The 15,447-nt window shown below is 31.6% G+C and carries 18 protein-coding genes; 5 read left to right on the top strand and 13 right to left on the bottom strand.

All coding sequences use genetic code 11. From position 1 onward, the window contains the following. Window positions 1–39: 39 nt before the first annotated feature. Together BM072_RS02680 and BM072_RS02685 are read right to left on the bottom strand one after the other, a co-directional pair. Window positions 40–1,092, bottom strand: coding sequence for an endonuclease (locus BM072_RS02680; protein WP_092906299.1), 1,053 nt, complete (start codon window positions 1,090–1,092; stop codon window positions 40–42). A gap of 79 nt (window positions 1,093–1,171) precedes the next feature. Then, entirely contained in the window at window positions 1,172–2,050 is an 879-nt protein-coding gene (locus BM072_RS02685) for an AraC family transcriptional regulator (RefSeq protein ID WP_092906301.1), read from the bottom strand. A 154-nt stretch (window positions 2,051–2,204) separates the two neighbouring features. Between BM072_RS02685 and hemA the strand changes: the two genes are divergently transcribed. From hemA to hemE, 4 genes are read left to right on the top strand one after another with little or no spacing between them, the layout of a single operon-like run. After that, the gene (gene hemA, locus BM072_RS02690; RefSeq protein WP_245752033.1) at window positions 2,205–3,494 is read left to right on the top strand and encodes a glutamyl-tRNA reductase; all 1,290 of its coding nucleotides are present in this window, start codon (window positions 2,205–2,207) and stop codon (window positions 3,492–3,494) included. 6 nt (window positions 3,495–3,500) lie between these two features. After that, a complete protein-coding gene (gene hemC / locus BM072_RS02695) occupies window positions 3,501–4,427 on the top strand; it encodes a hydroxymethylbilane synthase (protein WP_092906303.1) in 927 nt (308 codons plus the stop codon). Window positions 4,428–4,429: 2 nt separating this feature from the next. Further along, a complete protein-coding gene (locus BM072_RS02700) occupies window positions 4,430–5,104 on the top strand; it encodes a uroporphyrinogen-III synthase (RefSeq protein ID WP_092906305.1) in 675 nt (224 codons plus the stop codon). Further along, window positions 5,091–6,119: a uroporphyrinogen decarboxylase gene (hemE, locus tag BM072_RS02705; RefSeq protein WP_092906307.1), complete on the top strand. Its 1,029-nt coding sequence runs from the start codon at window positions 5,091–5,093 to the stop codon at window positions 6,117–6,119. The genes BM072_RS02700 and hemE overlap by 14 nt, the downstream gene beginning before the upstream one ends. A 51-nt stretch (window positions 6,120–6,170) precedes the next feature. On the opposite strand, the gene BM072_RS02710 is transcribed toward hemE, so the two are convergent. After that, on the bottom strand, window positions 6,171–6,821 hold the full coding sequence (locus BM072_RS02710; protein WP_092906309.1) for a hypothetical protein: 651 nt from the start codon (window positions 6,819–6,821) through the stop codon (window positions 6,171–6,173). A 159-nt stretch (window positions 6,822–6,980) separates the two neighbouring features. On the opposite strand from BM072_RS02710, the gene BM072_RS02715 reads away from it, so the two are divergent. Continuing rightward, window positions 6,981–7,757 carry a superoxide dismutase gene (locus tag BM072_RS02715; protein ID WP_276526142.1) on the top strand — a complete coding sequence of 259 codons (777 nt, stop codon included), beginning with the start codon at window positions 6,981–6,983 and terminating at the stop codon, window positions 7,755–7,757. Window positions 7,758–7,830: 73 nt separating this feature from the next. Here the strand turns inward: BM072_RS02715 and BM072_RS02720 are convergent, their stop codons facing one another. From BM072_RS02720 to BM072_RS02765, 10 genes are all read right to left on the bottom strand, one after another. After that, on the bottom strand, window positions 7,831–8,154 hold the full coding sequence (locus BM072_RS02720; protein WP_092906311.1) for a T9SS type A sorting domain-containing protein: 324 nt from the start codon (window positions 8,152–8,154) through the stop codon (window positions 7,831–7,833). 128 nt (window positions 8,155–8,282) lie between these two features. Then, on the bottom strand, window positions 8,283–9,107 hold the full coding sequence (gene tsf / locus BM072_RS02725) for a translation elongation factor Ts (protein ID WP_092906313.1): 825 nt from the start codon (window positions 9,105–9,107) through the stop codon (window positions 8,283–8,285). Between the two features lie 117 nt (window positions 9,108–9,224). Next, window positions 9,225–9,971, bottom strand: a complete 747-nt coding sequence (rpsB, locus tag BM072_RS02730) for a 30S ribosomal protein S2 (RefSeq protein ID WP_092906315.1) — start codon at window positions 9,969–9,971, stop codon at window positions 9,225–9,227. Window positions 9,972–10,095: 124 nt separating this feature from the next. Then, complete coding sequence (rpsI, locus tag BM072_RS02735; RefSeq protein WP_092906317.1) at window positions 10,096–10,482, bottom strand: 30S ribosomal protein S9; 387 nt, start codon at window positions 10,480–10,482, stop codon at window positions 10,096–10,098. Between the two features lie 9 nt (window positions 10,483–10,491). Continuing rightward, window positions 10,492–10,947 (bottom strand): 50S ribosomal protein L13, encoded by a 456-nt coding sequence (gene rplM / locus BM072_RS02740; RefSeq protein ID WP_092906475.1) that lies wholly within the window; start codon window positions 10,945–10,947, stop codon window positions 10,492–10,494. A 176-nt stretch (window positions 10,948–11,123) separates the two neighbouring features. Continuing rightward, entirely contained in the window at window positions 11,124–11,984 is an 861-nt protein-coding gene (locus BM072_RS02745) for a fumarylacetoacetate hydrolase family protein (protein ID WP_092906319.1), read from the bottom strand. A gap of 113 nt (window positions 11,985–12,097) precedes the next feature. Further along, window positions 12,098–13,237 carry an acyl-CoA dehydrogenase family protein gene (locus BM072_RS02750; RefSeq protein WP_092906321.1) on the bottom strand — a complete coding sequence of 380 codons (1,140 nt, stop codon included), beginning with the start codon at window positions 13,235–13,237 and terminating at the stop codon, window positions 12,098–12,100. A gap of 35 nt (window positions 13,238–13,272) precedes the next feature. Continuing rightward, window positions 13,273–14,076 (bottom strand): type IX secretion/gliding motility protein PorT/SprT, encoded by an 804-nt coding sequence (gene porT, locus BM072_RS02755; RefSeq protein WP_092906323.1) that lies wholly within the window; start codon window positions 14,074–14,076, stop codon window positions 13,273–13,275. A 26-nt stretch (window positions 14,077–14,102) separates the two neighbouring features. Next, a complete protein-coding gene (gene ubiE / locus BM072_RS02760; RefSeq protein ID WP_092906325.1) occupies window positions 14,103–14,843 on the bottom strand; it encodes a bifunctional demethylmenaquinone methyltransferase/2-methoxy-6-polyprenyl-1,4-benzoquinol methylase UbiE in 741 nt (246 codons plus the stop codon). A gap of 25 nt (window positions 14,844–14,868) precedes the next feature. Then, window positions 14,869–15,432: a hypothetical protein gene (locus tag BM072_RS02765; protein WP_092906327.1), complete on the bottom strand. Its 564-nt coding sequence runs from the start codon at window positions 15,430–15,432 to the stop codon at window positions 14,869–14,871. Window positions 15,433–15,447: the final 15 nt, after the last annotated feature.

Below are 15,447 nucleotides of genomic sequence, written 5' to 3' on the forward strand. Positions count from 1 at the left end.
AAAAATCCAACTCATTGAGTTGGATTTTTTTTATTGAAATTATTTTTTGATAACTTTTTTTGTCACGGTATTTCCGTTTTCTAGATGAACGGCAATTATATAAATTCCTTTCGGATAATTAGAAAGGTTAATTTCTTTACTAAGCTTTGTTGCCAATAATTTTCCTGTGATGTCGTATAAATTAGCATCAACAAATTTATTTGCAGTAATCGTAATTTTTTCTGTCGTAGGATTTGGCGAAACTTCTACAGTCGTTTCTTGTAAATCATAATTTATAGTTGATAATTCTGACCACGTATTTTCGGCATTTTCGCCACCCCAAATTATTGTTGCTAAATACGGATTGTCTATAAACGGATTACGGCTTCCTTGTGTTTCGGCAATTATTTCGTTTCTTACCTTTTCAAATTCGCTTACTTTATCCATTGTGTTCCATTTTAAGAACATATCTGGCATAAAATCTTGGTTAGTTGTGGTTGTATTATAAGCAACCGATTGCGGATTAGTTTCCATACCATAATGCACATACATATACATAATAATGCGCGAAACATCGCCAATCCATTCGTCACCAGGATAAAAACCACCACTGTTTAATTTTGCTTGACCAGTAACATCAATCGCCCATTTTTCGCGATAAGGATTGTTATTTCTTGATGAATTTATTTGACGATCTACAGCGCGTAAATTATGCGCATCTGTTCCAGTTCCCGGTACATTAGTTTCTAATTTCGGTACAGCTAAAGATTTTGGATAAACATGTTCTCTTTCCCATTTTCCTGTTGTTGTTCCGCCCGAACCGTTATTTTTATTGTTTACATCACGAGTTCGTTGTTCAGCATAAATTGTAGAATTATCTGTGAAACCATAAATTAACAAGACTTTTCCGTTAGAATCTAAGTCTAAATCAGATTTATCAAGAATATTCCAAACTCCAGGCGTGTAGCTAACAGCGCGGTGTGTAGCATTAATCAAATCGTGAAGTTCTGTTTTTACATCTGTTCCATTTGCTTTAAAATCGATACCTTCATAATAATCGGGTATTTGTGCAAATAGTGTAAAAGGGAATAAAAACAGTATAATTTTTTTCATAAGTACTTAATATCAATCAGCGAAATTAAGTATTTATAAACGATAATAATTGCTTAATAAATTATTTTTAGATTAAATTCTATTTAAACTGTTTTGTGTATTGTTTTGGCGTTAAGCTGTATTTTTTCTTAAATGCTGAGATAAAATGAGATGGGTTTTCATAACCAATTTCAAATGCAATATCTTTTACTTTTAATTTATTTTCTTCTAATCTATGCAAAGCAAATTCTAGTTTTTTGTCTAACAAATAACCATAAATAGTAGAATTATAAAGTTCTTTAAAACCTTCTTTTAAATGATATTCTGAGATAGAAAATTTTTCGCAAAGCTCTTTTATAGTTGGCGGATTTTTAAAATCAGCTAAAAGATAATCTTTGATTTCTTTAATTCGTTTACCTTCATTTTCATTGTTTAAAAAAGGACAATGTCCTGATTCATTTTCTATTTCAGAAAAATAAAGTGTAAACAATTCATACATTTTACCAATCAAAAATAAATTCTGAAATTGAGGTGTAAGTTTTGTTTGTTCAATTTGGTTTAAAACTAATTTTATAGCGGGTAAAATTTCTCGTTCGATATAGAATTTATCTTGTGTTAAACTCGAAATTAAATCATTCTGAATTTGATATTCTGCAAATAATTGATGCATTTTTTGAATAGACAAAACCACAATATATACTTTACTTTCTGCATTTATATTTAACGATAACGGAATGTCTAAAGTTGGATAATAAAACAAAAAACTTTTGCCCTCGTGTAGATTGATTTTGTAAATACCATTATTGAAATTAAATGTTACAGAACCTTTTGTGCAAAAATAAAATTGAATATAACGTTTGTCAATTCCTTTTAAAATAGTGTCCGTAGAATCTGTAAAGTTGTCTATTTGAGCGATATAAACGTCAGTTGATAACTTGTATTCGTTTATTTTACTTTTATGGGTATTTTTTAAATTCATTTCGTTAACTGAGGTTTGTCATATAAAAAAGCTGATATTTGTCAAGTACGCTCTTTATAATGGTTTACATACAAATATAAACTTTAATTTATAATTATTCTAAAAAAGCAATCTTTAATTTTTAGCGGTATTTTTTATGTTTTAAGTTATTTTTATGACCACTTTAGCAACTACTTTTGTAACAGTATTTGAAGAAATGACAATTAAAGGAAACAAAACGGAAGATAAATTTTACGTAATCGGAATTAGCTACGAAAAAGCTGATGCCTTAATACGTGGTAAATTTACATTTTTTCCAGAGCAAGTAGAAGCATTTACAAAAGAATCTAAAACAAATGGTTTAGATAACTTTTTTATTGTTTCGACATGTAATCGTACTGAATTTTATGGTTTTGCAGAAAACGAAGATCAAATCGTAGAACAATATTGTAACTATACAGAAGGTAATGCAGAAGAATTCCGTCAGTTTATGATGGTAAAAGAAGGAGAAGAAGCGATTGCTCATTTATTTAGAGTTTCGTCAGGATTAGAAAGTCAAATTTTAGGTGATTTTGATATTATTGGTCAAATCAAAATTTGGTTTTCACGATTCAAAAAACAAGGTGCATCAAATGCTTTTTTAGAAAGGTTAGTTAATACAGCAATCCAAATTAGTAAAAAAGTAAAAAACGAAACATTTTTAAGCAATGGTTCGGCATCAGTTGCGTATTCTGCGGTTAATTTTATTCAGGCAACACAAGGCAACTTGGTCGATAAAAATATATTGTTGTACGGTATTGGTAAAATTGGGCGTAATACATGTGCTAATTTGGTAAAACATTATCCAAACACAAATATTACGTTAATCAATCGTACAAAAGAAAAAGCAGATGTTTTAGGACTTAAATATGATATTACAGTAAAAGATCATAGTCAATTAGCAGAAGAATTAGAAAACACAGACATTTTAATTGTAGCAACGGGCGCAAGTAATTACACAATTACAGAAAAAATGATTCCTTTTGATAAAGAAATGACAATTATAGATATGTCAGTTCCAGAAAACGTAATTCATACTTTGGCAGCACGCGAAACAATACAATTGGTAAATGTAGACGGCTTATCAAAAATGGTAGACGATACAATTGCACAACGTCGTAACGCAATTCCAGAAGCTTTGGCAATTATAGAAGAACATTCTACAGAGTTTTACGATTGGTTAGAGAACAGAGAATTAGTTCCAGCCATTCAATCTTTTAAAGATCGATTAGACTTTTTTCAAGAATTCGCAATGAATAATATGAAGAAAGACAATTATAACATCGACGAAAATGAAACAATGTTAACTGAAAAAGTAATTCAAAAAATTACAAATCAATTTGCTTCTTATTTGATAGAAAATAAGGAAAGTGCAGATGAAACAATTCAGCTAATCGAAAAAATGTTTCATTTAAAACAAGCGTAACATAACATGAAAAAGATAAGAATTGGTACACGTCAAAGTCCATTAGCACTTTGGCAAGCCAATAAAATTGCATCTATTTTAGGAGCAAAAGGTCACGAAACAGAAATTGTTGCAATTACTTCAGAAGGTGACGATAATCTAAAACAACCTATCTATTCGTTAGGTTTAACAGGAGTTTTTACACGTTCTTTAGATATTGCTTTGTTAAATGACAAGGTAGATATTGCGGTACATTCTCTAAAAGATGTTCCTACTGTATTGCCCGAAACTTTACAATTAGTTGCTTATCCAGAGCGTGCAAGTTCTGCGGATATTTTGGTGTATAAATCAGAAGATATTTTTGAGAAAGAACACCGTGTTATCGCAACAGGATCTTTGCGTCGTAAAGCTTTTTGGAATCATAAATACCCAACAGATACAATTGTAGATTTACGTGGAAACGTGCAATTGCGTTTAAAAAAATTACAAGATAATGACGAATGGGACGGTGCTATTTTTGCTTTTGCGGGATTAGATCGTTCAGAGATTTTAGAAGAATTAAATTCGAAAGGTCTTCATTATAAAGTAATTGATTGGATGTTGGCTGCGCCATCTCAAGGAATTTTGGGTGTCGTAGCAAAAGAAGGTTTTGATTTGAGTGATATTAATAATCCTGAATGTGAACTTTTTGCAACAGTAGAACGTCAATTCTTAAATGTGTTAGAAGGAGGTTGTACAGCACCAATTGGCGCATTAGTAGAAAAAATTGATGATGAAAATTATTCTTTCAAAGGAGCAATTTTATCAATTGATGGAAAAGAAATGATTACAATCGAAAGACAATTTAAAGCAAATGAATATCCAACAAAAGGAAAAGAGTTTGCAGAGGAATGTATTGCGCAAGGTGCAGCAAAAATGATTGAAGAAATTAAGAAAGAAATCGGTTCGAAATAGTGATGACCAAAATCTTATTTACCAAAGCAATTCATCAAGATTTACTTGATGTTTTTTTGACAGATAAAGCAGAAGTGGTTTGTAAACCAACTTTATCAATAGAATTGACTGAGGCAAATATTATTTTTAATCAAATAGATTTTACAACAAATCAATATATCGTAACGAGTCAAAATACAGTAAATGCCATTCAGACACTTGATTTGGATGGTCATTTTTTTGTTGTCGGAAAAAAAACAGCAGAAAAATTAGAAGCTCAAAACAGAAATGTAATTTTGGTAGAAGATTATGCAAAAGATTTAGCACCAAAATTAGTTTCGGGAAAGTATAAAACGAATTGGAATTTTTTGTGTGGTTCTACAAGACGAGATTTATTGGTAGATGAATTAGAAAAACAGCAGCAAGCTGTAAATCAAATTATCACGTATCAATCATCACAAATTGTTTATCAATTAGATGAAATATTTGATGTTTATGTATTTTTTAGTCCATTATCATTCAAAGCATTTCATCAGAAAAATAAAATTCCGACAAGTTCGCGTATTTTTACAATAGGAAATACAACAACTGCGGCAGTACAAGAAGTTTATCCAAATTATCCTATAACAACGGCAGAAACGCCTTTGGTAGAGGTGGTTTTACAAAATATAAAAGAATATATCAATGATAAAAAATGATTTGCTTTTAAAAGCATTGAGAGGTGAGGAGGTAGAACGTCCGCCAGTGTGGATGATGCGTCAAGCAGGAAGATATTTACCAGAATTTATTGCTTTGCGCGATAAATATGATTTCTTTACACGTTGTCAAACACCAGAATTGGCTGCGGAAATTACAGTTCAACCAATTAATCGTTTTCCTTTGGATGCTGCGATTTTATTTTCGGATATTTTAGTTATTCCTCAAGCAATGGGAATGGACTTTGAGATGAAACCAGGCGTTGGTCCTTGGTTAGAAAATCCTATTCGTACTTCGCAAGATGTAGATAAAGTTTATGTACCAGATGTAGAAGAAGAGTTAGGTTACGTGTACAAAGCGATGGATTTGACTAAGAAAATGTTGGATAATAAAATTCCATTGATTGGTTTTGCAGGTTCTCCTTGGACAATTTTATGTTATGCAGTAGAAGGACAAGGTTCTAAATCATTTGACAAAGCAAAAGCATTTTGTTTTCAAAATCCAATTGCAGCACATCAATTATTAGAAAAAATCACACAAACTACAATTCAATATTTATTGAAAAAAGTAGAACATGGTGCCAATGTAATTCAGATTTTTGATTCTTGGGGTGGTATGTTATCTCCAAAAGATTATGATGAATTTTCTTGGAAATATATGGAGCAAATTGTAAACGAATTATCAAAAGTAGTTCCTGTAACTGTTTTTGCAAAAGGATGTTGGTTTGCCTTAGAAAAAATGGCAGATTCTAAAGCTTCTGCATTAGGAGTTGATTGGACAATTACACCACAATTAGCACGTGAATTTACTGGATTTAAGAAAACATTACAAGGTAATTTTGATCCTTCGCGTTTATTATCGCCGCCAGAAACAATTCAGAGAATGGTAAAAGAAATGATTGACGATTTTGGACCATATAAATATATTGCCAATTTAGGTCACGGAATTTTACCGAATATACCTGTAGAAAATGCACAAGCTTTTATAGAAGCTGTGGTAAATTATAAAAGAGATTAAGAGTCTTTAAATCATAAAAAAATCCGGAAATTATTTTCCGGATTTTTTTGATTAATTATAGTAATTTTCTAGAGATTTGATTAGCTTAATACCTAATTTATTTAAAGTATAGTGTGCGTCTATTTCTCCTGCTTTTTTAACTCTATTATCATTTCTCATAAATGTTTCAAATCTCACATTAAATAATCCAGAACTTAGATAGAAATTAGGATTGTCCTTCAAAAAATAATTAATTAAATTTCTATTTGTAAATATTAAACTAATATCTGTAATAGAAAGTGTATTTAATAAAGTTGAAAGTTTTAAAAAATCTTCATAGGTAAATTTTTCTTCCAAGAATTCTTTGAAAAGAAATCCCATTAATTCTGCTTTCTCATCATCTTCGCATTTGTCGATTATAAATAATATTTTGTGTCCTATTTTTGATTTAAAACTTTGGTCGTTTTCAATTTGATTTATTGTCTGGCATCTTTTCTGATAATCTGTGTTTTCTAATTGTTTTAAAAAAAAGTATAACTTTTTAGTAAATAATCTATCTTGAATTGATGAAACTAAATTTATTCCTTTATATAATGTACCTATTAATGGTATATCTTTTATAATTCCATCTTCTAAAAATGCATCAAATACTACTTCAGAAGTATTTGAAATGATTTCAATAAAATTAGGATCTTTTATAGTTTCTATTATTTGTGGACTCATTTAATATTTTATAGTCTAATATATAACCTTTTTTATACATATTTTTTTGTCTCAACTTTTATTTTAACAGAAAATTAAAAGTTTAAGATTTTATATTAGCAAGTTTTGGTATATTTTAGTAACTTATTACATCTATAAATTAAACTACGAAAAAATAATATGAAAAAGGGTATATTATTAATGTCAGTTTTAGGAGTATTGTTTTTTGCTCAATCATGTGAAGCAAAGAAAGATAATACTAAAACAACGACAGAAGAAACTGTTAAGACAGATACTATACACGCTGAGGAACCAATTGGTAATCCTACAGACGTTAAAGCCGATCCAGGAACTTTCCAAATCAAACCATTAAAATATGGTTATGATGAGTTGAATGAATACATTGATGCAAAAACAATGGAAATTCATTTTTCTAAACATTATTTAGGATACATTAACAAACTAAATGCTGCATTGAAAGAATCAAACAATAAATCGAATGATATTGTTGAGATTTTAAAATCAATGGATATGAATAATGGAGCTTTGCGCAATAATGCTGGTGGATACTACAATCACATGCTTTATTTTGATATTATGTCTCCAAGCCCTCAAAAAGCGCCTACAGGAGATTTAAAAGCAAAGATTGAAAGTACATTTGGTTCTACAGAAGAGTTAATAAAACTATTAGACGAAGCTGGTGCAAAACGTTTTGGTTCTGGTTGGGCTTGGTTGGTTGTAAAAGCTGACGGTTCTTTAGCTGTTACAAGTACAGCAAATCAAGATAATCCATTAATGCCAGGAGCAGAAGTTGCAGGAACACCAATTTTAGGAATTGATGTTTGGGAACATGCTTATTATTTAAAATACCAAAATAAACGTGATGAGTATTTAAAAGCTTTTACAAATGTTTTGGATTGGAAACAAGTTGAAGAAAACTATAAAAAAGCAAAATAAGTTTTTTGAATAGTTAACAAATAAAAAAAGCTTCTCAATTTTGAGAAGCTTTTTTTATGATCTAAATATAGATTTAATTTTTAATCAGAGATTGTGTCTCTGTTGTTCCGTCATCATTAAAAACACGTACAATATATTTTCCTTTTTTCAGGGTTTGTATATTAAAATTTACACGTGCTGTTCCGTCCATCTTTTTATTCATTACCTCATTTCCGATAATAGAATATACCGAAACCGAATTAACTTTGGTTGGATTATCAAATTTTATTGTAAATGTAGAACTTGCTGGGTTAGGATAAATACTAACAGTTGCCTTGTCTTGATCAAATCGAGATTGGGCAGATGCAGTTCCAATTGTAAATAAAAAGAAAGATATAATAAGTATAATGTTTTTCATAAGCGTCTAATCCTAACAAATATAAAAATAAAAATTAATAATACAAACCATTTCAAAACTTATACCAAATAAAAAAGTGATGCTAAAATTAGCATCACTTTATGATATATCGTTAAGTTTTTAACTTATTATAAACCGTAACGGATGAAACCAGCAACTTTTAAGTCTGGGTTAACCGCTTTAACAACATCTTGAACAGAAGTTTTTCCGTCTTTGATAGAAGCTTGGTGAACTAATGTATTCTCTTTGAAGAATTTTTGTAATTTACCTTTCGCGATGTTTTCAATCATGTTTTCTGGTTTACCTTCAGCAGCTAATTGCTCTTTCGCGATAGCTAATTCAGTATCAATAACAGCTTGAGAAACTTGTGTTTCATCTAAAGCTACAGGATTCATAGCAGCAACTTGCATTGCAACGTCATAAGCAACTTCTTTAGCACCTTCGTACTCTCCAGATAATGCAACAACTGCAGCAATTCTGTTACCAGCGTGGATGTATGCGTTTACAGAAAAACCTTCGATAACTTGGAAGTTTCCGATTTCGATTTTCTCACCGATAACACCTGTTTGCTCGATTAATTTTTCACCAACTGTAAGACCAGCGTATGGTAAAGCTAATAATTCTTCTTTAGTGTCTACGTCTAAAGCTAATGTAGCGATTTCGTTAGCCATTGCTACGAAAGCTTCATTTTTAGCTACGAAGTCAGTTTCACAGTTTAAAGCAACAATGATACCTTTGTTAGCACCTGCGTTAACTTTAGCGATAACTGCACCTTCAGTAGATTCGCGATCAGCTCTGTTAGCTGCAACTTTTTGACCTTTTTTACGTAAGATCTCTACTGCTTTGTCATAATCTCCTTCAGCTTCTTCTATAGCTTTTTTAGAGTCCATCATTCCCGCACCAGTTGCGTTTCTTAATTTACTTACCTCAGCGGCTGTTGCTTTGTAGCTCATAGTAATATTTTTATTATGTTTTCTTTAATATTTTAAATAAAAGTAGCTCATACACCACATATGTGGTATAGGAGCTACAATGTATATTATATCGATGAATTGATCATCAAATTAATGTTAAGCTTCTTTAGTTTCAGCTCCTTCTTCTTTACCTTCTTTTGCTTTTTCTTTCTCAATTTTACGAGTTGATAAACCCGCTTTGATAGAATCAGCTACTGTAGTTAAGATGATATCGATAGATTTAGAAGCATCATCATTTGCAGGGATTGGGAAATCTACTTGACGAGGGTCAGTATTTGTATCCACCATTGCAAAAATTGGAATACCTAATTTTTGTGCTTCAGCTATAGCGATGTGCTCACGTACGATATCAACAATAAAAACTGCAGATGGTAAACGAGTCATATCAGCGATAGAACCTAAGTTTTTCTCTAAAGACAATCTTTGACGATCAACTTGTAATCTTTCTTTTTTAGATAGTGTTTCAAACGTACCGTCTTTTTTCATACGATCGATTGAATTCATTTTTTTAACTGCTTTACGGATAGTAACAAAGTTAGTTAACATCCCACCAGGCCAACGTTCTGTGATGTAAGGCATATTGATTTCCTCAGCATGCTTTGCAACTACATCTTTTGCTTGTTTTTTAGTTGCTACGAATAAGACTTTACGTCCAGATGCAGCAATTTTTCCCAAAGCTTCAGATGCTTCATCTAATTTCACTGCAGTTTTGTGAAGGTCGATGATGTGGATTCCGTTTTTCTCCATAAAAATATAAGGAGCCATAGCCGGATTCCATTTTCTTGTTAAGTGACCAAAATGCACACCTGCATTTAATAAGTCCTTTACATTTACTTTTGCCATTTTCTTTTTTTTAGTTTACGTTCCGTTATCTCAACAAGCAACATATAAGTGGTTGATATTATCTCGCCTTATTTGTTTAGATGCTAAACCAACGGAAAATGGATTTTTTAATAAATTGAAATAATTAACGTTTAGAGAATTGGAATTTCTTACGCGCTTTCTTTTGACCGAATTTCTTACGTTCTACCATACGTGGGTCACGTGTTAATAACCCTTCTGGTTTTAATTGTAAACGAAAATCTGCGTCGATTTCACATAAAGCTCTAGAAATTGCTAAACGAATTGCTTCAGCTTGTCCTGTGTTTCCTCCACCAAATACTTTGATATCTACGTTGTATTTCTCTTTCGTATCAGTGATTAAAAATGCTTGCTCTACTTTGTATTGTAATACTGCTGTAGGGAAGTAGTTTGTTAACTCGCGTCCGTTAATGAAGATTTCTCCATTACCTTCTTGTAAATATACACGAGCAACAGATGTTTTTCTACGTCCGATTTTATGAACTATTGCCATTGAATAAGATTATAAATATTCGTTAATATCGATTTGTTTTGGTTGTTGAGCTTCGTGATTGTGCTCTGTACCAACAAATACATGTAAATTAGTCAATAATTTACTACCTAATTTGTTTTTAGGTAACATTCCTTTTACTGACTTTTCGATTAAGCGTACAGGATCCTTAGCAAAGACTTCTTTTGCAGTTAATGATCTTTGTCCACCTGGGTAACCTGTGTGACGAATGTATAATTTGTCATCCCATTTATTACCTGTTAATTGAATTTTGTCAGCGTTTAAAACAATAACGTAATCTCCACAATCTGCGTGAGGAGTAAAGTTTGTTTTGTGCTTCCCTCTAATTAGCTTCGCAACGCCAGAAGCTAAACGACCTAATGATAAGTCAGAAGCGTCCACAACTACCCATTCTTTCTGAGCAGTTTCTTTGTTGGCTGATGTAGTTTTGTAACTTAACGTGTCCACTATCTTGATTTTTAATATTTTATAAATTCCCGACAATCCGATCGGGGTGCAAATGTACAAAATGATTCCCTTTTCCCAAAATATTTTTAGGAAATATTCGTCATTTATACTAATCAGTACCCTGAAACGTATTGTAAAACGTCTGCAAAAATAAGTTAATTAATTGACAACGCCAATTAATTTTTAGCGAATGGTAAGATTGTTTGTGTTGTAGAACCCAATCCTTCAATACCATACTCTATAACATCTCCGGGTTTTAACCAAACTTGTGGTGTTTTTCCCATTCCAGATCCTGCAGGTGATCCTGTAGAAATAATATCTCCGGGTAAGAAAGACATAAATTGAGATAAGTAAGAGATTAATTTAGGAATTTGATAAATAAAATCGCTTGTATTACCATCTTGCATTAATTCTCCATTCAGTTTTAACCAAATGCGTAAATCATTTACATCTGCTATTTCTTCTTTTGTCGCAATATATGGTCCTATTGGTGCAAATGTATCGCAACCTTTTCCTTTGTCCCAGGTACCACCGCGTTCTGTTTGAAAAGCACGTTCAGAAATATCATTAATCAATGCATAACCAAATACATGATCCATTGCTTCTTCTTCTGTAACATTGTTTGCTTTTTTACCAATAACGATACATAATTCTGTTTCCCAGTCCATTTTTGTAGAACCATTAGGTTGCATAATTCCGTCTTGTGGACCGTTAAACGATTGGTTAGCTTTGATAAACATAATTGGTTCTGCTTGTTGCTCTAAACCAGTTTCTTTTACGTGATCATCAAAGTTTAAACCTACACAAACAATTTTACCTGGACGAGTTAAAGGTGCACCCACACGTACATTATCGTCAACTAACGGTAAGCTGTTGATGTTTTGTTCAACATATTTTTGTAATGCAATATGTTGCTCATCATTTCCAAAGAAATCTTCATCATACACAATTCCAGATGCAGAAACATCAAACTTTTTATCATCAATGATGATTCCTGATTTTTCTTGACCTTTAGGTCCGAATCTAAAAATTTTCATCTTCTTTATATTTTTTCCGCCACAAATATACGACGATTAGTTTTTGAAATTTTTAAATAAAAAAAGACATCTGTCAGTAACAGATGTCTTATAAAGATAAATATAGTAATTATTTATTTAGCAATACCTCTTGAAATTACGATTTTCTGAATTTCAGAAGTTCCTTCGTAAATTTGAGTAATTTTTGCATCACGCATCATACGTTCTACATGGTATTCTCTTACATAACCATTACCACCGTGTATTTGTACAGCTTCTGTTGTTACGTCATTTGCTGTTTGAGATGCAAATAATTTTGCCATAGCGCCAGAAATAGAAATGTCTTTTCCTTCGTCTTTTTCTACAGCGGCTTTAAAGCAAAGTAAACGTGATGCAGCAATACTTGTTGCCATATCAGCTAATTTAAATGCTACAGCTTGGTGATTGATGATTTCTGTTTTGAATGCTTTACGGATTTTAGCATAGTCTAAAGCCAATTCGTAAGCACCTTGTGCGATACCTAAAGCTTGAGATGCAATACCAATACGACCTCCGTTAAGAACATTCATAGCGAATGCAAAACCAAATCCGTCTTCTCCGATACGGTTTTCTTTTGGAACTTTAACATCATTAAAAAATAATGAGTGTGTATCAGATCCACGAATTCCCATTTTTTGTTCTTTTGGTCCAATTTCGAAACCTTCCCATCCTTTTTCTACAATAAAAGCATTGATACCTTTGTGTCCTTTTTCTGGGTCTGTTTGTGCAATTACTAAATAAGTAGAAGCGTTGTTACCATTTGTAATCCAGTTTTTAGTTCCATTTAATAAGTAATAATCTCCCATATCTACCGCAGTAGTTTTTTGAGAAGTTGCGTCAGAACCTGCATCTGGCTCTGATAAACAGAATGCACCAATTACTTGTCCTGAAGCTAAAGGAACTAAATATTTTTCTTTTTGTTCTTCGCTACAATATTTTTCCATTCCGGCACAAACTAATGAGTTGTTTACCGACATTACAACAGCCGCAGAAGCATCTACTTTTGCGATTTCTTCCATTGCAATTACATAAGAAACACTATCTAAACCTGATCCTCCATATTTTGGGTCAACCATCATTCCTAAGAATCCAAGTTCGCCCATTTTTTTAACTGCTTCATAAGGAAATGTAGAAGTTTCGTCACGTTCTATAACTCCTGGTAATAACTCTGCTTTAGCAAAGTCACGCGCAGCTTGTTGAATCATTAATTGTTCTTCTGATAATTGAAAGTTCATGTGATATTTATTTATGGTTTTTTTGATATTATTTTTTATTCAAACTTTAACGAGAATACTAATGCTCTTGTTGATAAAGAGTTTAAACTTCCTGCCCAATATGGTGCAGTTGTTTCTTTATCTGGCACTAATTCGTTATTAAAGAAGAACATTCCTTTAAGTGCTGGTGTAAGTTTAAATCGTTTGAAATAAATTTCTATTCCGATTTCAGCTTGCCAGTTAAAGTTATTGGTTGTTGTTCTAAATAATCCTGTTGCGTTATCGTCTTCCTTATCTTCATTAGATTGTAGATTCATTGCATAACCTAAACCACCTTGTATATAAGGACGCGTGTTAAACCAACGATCGCCATGAAAATTTAGTAACAAAGGAATCTCTATGTATGTAGATTTTACTTCGCGCTTAACATTTGTATCTTCTAAAGATTCTTCATAAGTACCATCAGGATTTGGAACAGCTAAAGGTGCATTACGAAAATGTAAAATTCGTTGAGCAAAATGTAAACCTGGTTCAACTTTTACATCGATGTGATCGTTAACGCGCATTCTGGCAATTAAACCAACAGAAAAACCTGCTTTAGATTCTTGGTCCAAATAAACTAATCCGTATTGGTTTACACCATCATCATCTGGTGTTTGTGGTGCACCTGGTAATGGATTGTCTTGTGCTTTAGGAACAATCTTATAACTCATCATATTTGTACCCAAGAAATAACCGAAACTAAACTTTTTTTGGTCAGTTTCTGTTCTGTTTTCACTTCTGTCATTATTTGGACGGAACTGAGCATTTGCAATACTTGCTACAGCGAATGATAATGCGATTAAAAGATTTTTTCTCATAGACTTTCAACGATTAACAAGCGATTTTATTTTATACTTTTGTAAATGCTTGCGATACCAAAAGTAAGTTTTTTATCAATAGGTTGATTAAAATTTACATTTTTCAAGATATTTTTCATTTCTTCTCCATGTGGAAAAGCACGTACAGAATCAGGTAAATAGGTATATGCACTTTGATCTTTAGAAACTAATTTACCAATTGCTGGCAAAATATTTTTAGAATAAAATGTATACAATTGTTTCATTGGAAATGAAGTTGGATACGAAAATTCTAAAATAACAAAAGTTCCACCTGGTTTTAAAACACGATTAATTTCGGCTAAACCTTTTTCTAAATTCTCAAAATTACGAACCCCAAAAGAAACTGTAGCACAATCAAACGTATTATCCTCAAAAGGTAAATTCTCAGAATCGCCTTGTACCATTGTAATACGATTTTCTAAACCTGCTTCTTTTACTTTTTTGCGACCAACATCCAACATACCTGCCGATAAATCTAAACCAGTAATTTTTGCATTGGTATTTTTTCCCATCATAATAGCTAAATCTCCCGTTCCCGTTGCAATATCTAAAATTGTTTGCGGTTCTGAGGCTTTTACCATTTTGATGACATCTTTTCGCCATTGGATATCAATACCCATTGATAAAACACGATTTAATAAATCATATTTTGGCGAGATATTATCAAACATTTGTTCGACTTGTTTTTTCTTCGTTAATTCCGAAGCTTCGTAAGGTTTTACTGTATCGTGTTGATGATTTGTCATGTTGTAAAGTTATAAAATCTAAATTTTATTCGTAATTCTCGAAATAAAATTGTTTAAAATCCTCTTTATTAAAAATCTTAGATAAATCTGTGGCTTTTTCGCTTCCAGAACTTTTTATAAACATCTTCGGATAATCTTGATCAATGTTATAATAAAAGTTTTCGATATATAATTGAGATGATTTTTCTAGAATACCTTGATAAACTTTGTCGTCTATAGAAAGGTGATTTGATAAAAAGATAGAATCCTTATTTTTACGTATACCATAAGGTCGCGTAAATGTAATATATTCTTGTCGTGTTGGGTTAATAAAACCGTTGCCACGTGTAATTTCTACAACAGTATCTGTTGTTTTATTGTTAAAAGTATACACTATTTTAGTTTTACCTTTTGGCAATTCTACCCTTGCTTGTTGTTGTGGTGCAACAGTATAGTTTTTATTATTGATGTTAATTATAATAGTTTTGTTAGATGGATTACCAATAACATAACCATCTTTTTTGTTTAAAAACACATTGTAAAATAAAAAAACCAAAACGGCTAATCCACAAACACTTAAAAGTCCAATTAATGACGGATTTTTTTTCATGCTGCTAAATTAATT

The sequence above is a fragment of the Algoriella xinjiangensis genome (genome assembly GCF_900115015.1).
GTDB lineage: Bacteria > Bacteroidota > Bacteroidia > Flavobacteriales > Weeksellaceae > Empedobacter > Empedobacter xinjiangensis.